Annotated in this window: 9 protein-coding genes; 1 reads left to right on the top strand and 8 read right to left on the bottom strand. The window is 69.0% G+C overall.

What is annotated here, in order from left to right; translation table 11 throughout:
• Positions 1–495, top strand: a complete 495-nt coding sequence (locus ACK42S_RS04175) for a pilin (RefSeq protein WP_409703771.1) — start codon at positions 1–3, stop codon at positions 493–495.
• A 107-nt stretch (positions 496–602) separates the two neighbouring features.
• On the opposite strand, the gene ACK42S_RS04180 is transcribed toward ACK42S_RS04175, so the two are convergent.
• From ACK42S_RS04180 to ACK42S_RS04215, 8 genes are all read right to left on the bottom strand, one after another.
• Positions 603–1,007 (bottom strand): hypothetical protein, encoded by a 405-nt coding sequence (locus ACK42S_RS04180; RefSeq protein WP_409703774.1) that lies wholly within the window; start codon positions 1,005–1,007, stop codon positions 603–605.
• Positions 1,004–1,609, bottom strand: coding sequence for a hypothetical protein (locus ACK42S_RS04185; RefSeq protein ID WP_409703777.1), 606 nt, complete (start codon positions 1,607–1,609; stop codon positions 1,004–1,006). The genes ACK42S_RS04180 and ACK42S_RS04185 overlap by 4 nt, the downstream gene beginning before the upstream one ends.
• A gap of 5 nt (positions 1,610–1,614) precedes the next feature.
• On the bottom strand, positions 1,615–1,944 hold the full coding sequence (locus ACK42S_RS04190) for a LysM peptidoglycan-binding domain-containing protein (RefSeq protein ID WP_409703780.1): 330 nt from the start codon (positions 1,942–1,944) through the stop codon (positions 1,615–1,617).
• A 143-nt stretch (positions 1,945–2,087) separates the two neighbouring features.
• Complete coding sequence (locus ACK42S_RS04195) at positions 2,088–2,564, bottom strand: CreA family protein (RefSeq protein ID WP_409703783.1); 477 nt, start codon at positions 2,562–2,564, stop codon at positions 2,088–2,090.
• A 17-nt stretch (positions 2,565–2,581) separates the two neighbouring features.
• Complete coding sequence (locus ACK42S_RS04200) at positions 2,582–3,346, bottom strand: general secretion pathway protein GspB (RefSeq protein ID WP_409703786.1); 765 nt, start codon at positions 3,344–3,346, stop codon at positions 2,582–2,584.
• An 18-nt stretch (positions 3,347–3,364) separates the two neighbouring features.
• Positions 3,365–4,390 carry an ExeA family protein gene (locus tag ACK42S_RS04205; protein ID WP_409703789.1) on the bottom strand — a complete coding sequence of 342 codons (1,026 nt, stop codon included), beginning with the start codon at positions 4,388–4,390 and terminating at the stop codon, positions 3,365–3,367.
• Positions 4,391–4,412: 22 nt separating this feature from the next.
• Complete coding sequence (locus ACK42S_RS04210; protein WP_409703792.1) at positions 4,413–5,729, bottom strand: sensor histidine kinase; 1,317 nt, start codon at positions 5,727–5,729, stop codon at positions 4,413–4,415.
• Positions 5,730–5,745: 16 nt separating this feature from the next.
• On the bottom strand, positions 5,746–6,132 hold a 387-nt coding region (locus ACK42S_RS04215; RefSeq protein ID WP_409703795.1), incomplete at its 5' end, for a winged helix-turn-helix domain-containing protein.

Raw genomic sequence — 6,132 nt, forward strand, 5'->3', positions numbered from 1 at the left:
ATGAGACCTCACCGCCGCGGCTTCACGCTCATCGAAATGATGGTCGTGCTGGCCGTGATCGCCATCCTTGCACTGATGGCCGTGCCCTCGATGCAGGGCCGCTTGGTGCGCGAGCAGATCGTCGAGGCCGCGCGGTTTGCCGACTTCGCCAAGCAGCCCATCGCCCTGGCCTGGCGCACCACCGCCAGCCTGCCGGCCGACAATGCCGCCGCCGGCCTGCCTGAGCCGAACCGCATCGTCAGCCACCACGTGGCGAGCCTCACCGTGGAAGACGGCGCCTTGCACATCGTCTTCGGGAACCAGGCCCACGGCGCACTGCGCGGCAAGACGCTCACGCTGCGCCCGGGCGTGGTGGAAGATGCGCCTGTGGTGCCGGTGGCCTGGGTGTGTGGCCGCGCCGCCCCACCTGAGCCGATGGTGGCGCGCGGTGTCGACCGCACCGACATCGAGCGCCGCTTCCTGCCGGTGAACTGCCAGGGGCCTGCGACGCCCTGAGGCATCAAGCCCCGGGCAGCGTCACCACCGCAGACTCCAGTTCTGGAATGTCCACTTGACGGGGGAGCTTACGAAAGATCTTTCCCACAGAACTCGGCAGAGCGCTCTCATCCCCGCCGAAACAACGAAACCGGGTCGCCGATGGCATAGAAGTGGATGTATCCCACGACGGTCATGAACATCACGGCGGCAGTCCAGCCAAGTACCCAGAAGGAGATGCACTGAGCAGCCAGCTTGTACCAGCGAGGAACGAGCGTGTCGGCGCTGGTGATCTTTCGCTTCTTGCCCAGCTTCGGAAAGGCGATGGCCGTGATCAGCATGACCGTCCGCATCGGCGCATAGATGGTGCCGGTGAACAGCGCCAGTTCACCTGGGCGGAAATGCGGCTCCTTCCAGAAAGTTTCTAGCACACGCCGAGGCATCAGGATGTGCATGATCAGAACCAGTGGTATTGCCAGACCGGCGGCCAGCCCCGCCCCGAAGTAGACCCAGAAGAAGGTTCCGACGCTCATCGCGAGCAGACCTTGTCAACGCCCAATCCGGTGACGAAATCGACCTCGCCGCTCGACGCGGAGTAGGCTTTCGAGGCCAGTTTGCCTGCTACAAGACTTCCCACCGTGCTGCCCATGGCGAGAAGTAGTGCAACGCCCCAACCAACGGGGTTGGAGAGCACGAAGACGCCGACGGCATAGCCCAAACCGGAGCCGATCACTGTGCTCATGACCGTATCCACAAAAATCTCATTCTTCTCCTTCTGACTCAACGTGTGGGCGATCTGATAGCACGCGGCCGTCAAGCCCACTCCACCCAGCAGGATCCCACCGGCACCAGCCGCCTTGCCGAGCTGCCGCAGCCGCCCCACTTGCCGCTGAATGTTCACATCGTAGGGCACACCCCCGGCGCGGGCGATGCGGATCTCTTCCTGCGTGCTGGCTCCATTGAAAAGCAGCTTTTCCATCGGCCCGACGTGGTTGGCGAACTGCCGCACCAGCACCCGGCGCCGGTGGTCGTACTGCCCCTTGGTGATGCGCCCGCCGCTGGCCTTGTAGGCCGCGTATTCGTCGCCCACCTGTCGCAGCAGGGCCAGGTTGCCTTCACTCAAGAGGTTGGCCACCGTGCCTATCGCCACTGCGCCGGGGCCGGCAGCAAGCCGCTGCGTTCAGCCCAGGCCATGGCCCACATCTGCCGCCGCTCGGCCGGGTCGGGCGAGGCGCTCAGGAACAAGGGCCCCGGGGGTGCCACCATGGCAGGCGCGCGGTCGGACACGCGCAGCACCGTCCCCGGCCACAGGTTCTGCAGGTTGGGCACCTCGGGATTGAGGGCCTTGATCGCGTCGAGAATCTCGCCATAGCGGCGCGTGGGGGGCGACCAGCCGTAGAGTTTATGAATGATGGTCGCGATCGTCTCGCCAGGTTGCACGGCGTACTCGTAGTACAGCGGCTGCGTCATGTTCTCTCCCTGCCGTTGTGTGTGTGAGATGGCCTTTCATGAGGCTGCGCACATCGTAGGCGGGGCAGATGCGCTCGGTGCTGAGCACACCGTATCCAGACGTGTTGAGTTGTGTCCGGACGTTTCGTTCCTACAGGGTGGCACTATCGCTCCTGCTTCACCGGAATCTTCACCCCCCTCTCCACCGTCACCGCCGTCACGCTGTTCTGCGGCGAGCCTTCGATCACGCGGTCGGAGTAGGTGAGGTAGACGAGGGTGTTTCGCTGCACGTCCACCATGCGCACCACGTGCAGGCGCTTGAAAAGGAGGGACATGCGTTCGGTGAACACGTCCTCTTGTTGTGGCAGCGGCTCCTTGAAGCCGAGGGGCCCCACCTGGCGGCAGGCGATGGAGGCTTCGGCGCGGTCTTCGGCCAGGCCGAGCGCGCCCTTGATGCCGCCGGTGCGGGCGCGCGACACGTAGCAGGTGACGCCGGGGACCTTGGGGTCGTCGTAGGCTTCGACGACGATCTTGTGGTCGGGGCCGAGCCATTGGAAAACGGTATCGACTTCCCCGATCTTCTGGGCATGAGCGCCCAGCGGGGCCCATGCCAGGGCAACGGACAAAAGAAGACAACGCATGGAGCCTCCGGACGGAATCAATAGCTGAGCTGGTAACGCTGATCGCGCCAGCGCATCACGGCGGCCCGCGGCAGGATCTCTTCGACCACGAGGTCACGTCCCACCGAGTCGCCTTCCCGGTAGGGTTGGCCGTTGACGATGACGATGCGCTCGGCCGGGGTGGACGAGTAGATCAGGCCACCCAGCGACAGCGAGGGCAGTTGGCTGCGGATGGGCTCGGGCAGGTCCTGCAGGCGCGGGGCGGCGGCCGTCGGCGGCGGGGCCGGTGCGGCGGCGGGGCGGGGCGCCGGGGCGGAGGCAGCCGTCACCGGGGCGGCAGGAGCGGGCACCGGGGCAGGGCGGGTGGGCGCCGGAGCCGGCGTGGCCACCGGGGCCGGAGCGGGGGCCGGTGGCGACACCGGCCGGGGCGGGGGCGTTGCGGCCTGCACGGCCGCGGGCGCTGGCGGGGCGGGGGGCGGTGCAGGCGGTGCAGGCGGTGCAGGCGGTGCAGGCGGTGGGGCTTCCACCGGGGCCGGGGCGGGCGGGAGGCCAGGCGTCGGTGCCGCGGCCACGGGTGAGGGGGTCGGCGACATCGGTGCCGAGGTGCTGCGGCCGAGCCACCAGGCCACGCCTGGCACGGCCAGGCCCAGCACCAGGCCCACGGCCAGCCACAGGCCCGCGGCTGAGCGGGGGCGTTCACGGTCGAACGCTTCGTCGCCGACGTGCTGGCTGTCCAGCCCGGGCACGGCGCCGCGCCCGCGCTGGGCATCGGCGCGTCGCAGGGCATCGAGGATGTAGGACATGGTCGAGGGTCTCGTCGATCAGGGCGCGGTGGAGGCGGCGGGCGCCGGCGCAGTGGGCCGGGCGGCGGCCACGGGCGCCGCCTCCTGGCGCGCCAGCGTCCAGGCGGCATAGCCCAGGCCGGCCAGGCCCAGGCCGGCGGCCAGCGCGGCGGCGGCCGGCAGCAGCGGCCCGGTGCGGCGCCAGCGGGCGAGCCAGCCGCGTGGGCGCAGGTCGAAAGGCTCCTCCTCGTCGAAGACTTCGCGGGCCGCGCGCACGACGATGCGCTCGTCCACGCGCGCCTGGCCGGTGGCATAGGCGCCCAGCAGGGCCCGGTCGCACAGCAGGTTGATGCGCCGCGGCACGCCGCGCGAGAGCCGGTGGATGCGCTTGAGCGCGCCGCGATCGAAGGGCAGCGGCGTGCTCAGGCCGGCCACGCCCATGCGATGGCGCACGTAGGCGGCGGTTTCCTTCTCGTCCAGCGCCTGCAGGTGGTAGCGGGCGATCACGCGCTGGGCGAGCTGTTCGAGGTCGGGCCGGCGCAGCATGCGGCGCAGCTCGGGCTGGCCGATCAGGATGATTTGCAGCAGCTTGCGCTCGTGGGTTTCCAGGTTGGTGAGCAGGCGCAACTGCTCGAGCACGTCGGGCGAGAGGTTTTGGGCCTCGTCGATGATGAGGACGTTGTTGCGTCCCACCGAGTGCATGCGCAGCAAGAAGGCGTTGAGCGCATCGACGTAGTCCTTCACCGTCGCCTGCCCCGGGCCCAGGTGCTCGATGGGCACCTGGAACTCCTCGCACACGGTGCGCAGCAGCTCCTCGACGGTGAGTTTGGGGTTGAAGATGTAGGCGACGTTGCAGCGCTTGGGGATGCGCTCGAGGAAGCAGCGGCACACGGTGGTCTTGCCCGCGCCGATCTCGCCGGTGAGCAGCACGAAGCCGCCACCGCCGCGCACCCCGTAGAGCAGATGGGCCAGCGCTTCGCGGTGGCGTTCGCTCATGTAGAGGTAGCGCGGGTCGGGCGCGATCGAGAAGGGCGCGTGCGCCAGGCCGAAGAATTGCGCGTACATGGGGCCAAGCATAGCGGGGGGCTCAGGGCGGGTCATGCGCCGCAGGCGGGCCCAGGCTCATGCGCAGGGCAAAGCCCGAGGGCGAGGGCAGCAGGTGCAGCCGCCCGCCATGGGCGCGCGCCACGGCGTCGGCCAGCATCAAGCCCAAGCCACCGTGGGCTTGCGGGTTTTGATCGTCCAAAGCCTTTTGCAAGCGCTCGCGTTGGTCTGCGGGCAGGCCGGGGCCGTCGTCTTGCAGGATCAGCGCTTGGGTGTGGGGCTCGATGTGCAGGCTCAGCTCGATGCGGTGGGCTCCATGCCGGTGGGCGTTGTCCAGCAGGTTGGACAAGGCTGCGGCCAACAGATCGGGGTCGGCCCACACGGTGGCGTCTGGGGGGCACCGCACGTGCAGGCCCTCGAGGGGCAACTCCTCCAACAGCGCGCTGAGGTTGACGTGCTGGCGTTGCGGCGTGGCGGCACTGCGGTACAGCGAAATGACGGCGTGGACCACGCGGCGCAGTTGCCGCGAGGCGTCCCGCGCGCGTTGCAAAGCGGCCTGCCGGCGGTCGGCCGGGGCGACTTGCGCTGCGGCCAGTTGGGCGTCCAGCCCGGCCAGCGGGGTGCGCAGCGCGTGAGCCACCTGAGCGGCCACGGCACGCTCTTGGGCGAGCCTGCGGCGCAGGCCGTGCCCCAAGGCATTGATGGCGTCGCTCAGGGGCTGCAATTCTTGGCGCTGCGGGTCGGGCAGCGTGGCTTCGGCCAAAGGGTCGTGGCCTGACATGGCCGCGGACAGATCGGTCAACGGCTGCAATTCGTGGCGTATGCGCCGGCGCAGCCACAGCGCGAGCCCCGCCCCGACCAGCAAGGCGCTGGCTGTCACGCTGAGCACGACGTCGGCGCGGGCTTCGCGCCGTTCCATGCGTGTTTGGCCCACGAAGAGCACCGAACCGTCGGGCAGGCGGTGGCCATACAGCCGCCAGGCGGCTGCATCAGGTTTTGAATGCCCGAAGCCCGGCCGTGGGGGAAAGGTCCAGGCGGTGCTCGGGGCCAAAGCGGAGCGGGCGAGCACGGAGCCATCGGCGGCCAGCCATTGCCATGCGTAGCGGGGGTGGTTGCCGCTGGCCGGTGTGGACGCCGCGGTGTCCGCACCGGCCTTGAGGTGGGAGGCCGGCTGTGTCAGCAAGCCGGCCAGTACCTCGGCCGAGGCGATGAGGGTGTCGTCCAACAGCTCGTCGACCTCGTGGCGTACCGCCAACCACACGGCGGCCGAAGCCAAAATGGCCCAGCCCGCAGACAAGATCAGCAAGGCTCCGGCCAGGCGGGCACGGATCGAAGGCAGGGCGTGGGTCGCGGACTTCATCGACGATGGCGCACAGTCATTGGGGGCGCAGGCGGTAGCCCAGCCCCCGCACGGTCTCGATGAGGGAGTGCCCGAGCTTGCGCCGAAGTTGCGAAATGTGCACTTCCAGCGCGTTGCTGTGGAGGTCGGCCTCCTGCGCGAACACCCGGGCTTCCAACTCGGACTTGGCCACCAGGTGGCCCGCACGGCGCGCCAGCGCTTCCAGCACGGCCCATTGTCGGGCGGTCAACGGCACGAGGACACCATGGCGCAGAACTTGACGTGCTTCCAGATCGATGAGCACGTCACCGCAGGGCACTTGTGCGCTGGTCAGACCTTGGGCGCGTCGGCTGACGGCGCGCAAGCGCGCCATCAGCTCTTCGGGGTCGAAGGGCTTGACCAGGTAGTCGTCGGCGCCGCTGTC

This window comes from Caldimonas sp. (assembly GCF_046289365.1).
Lineage (GTDB): Bacteria > Pseudomonadota > Gammaproteobacteria > Burkholderiales > Burkholderiaceae_C > Caldimonas.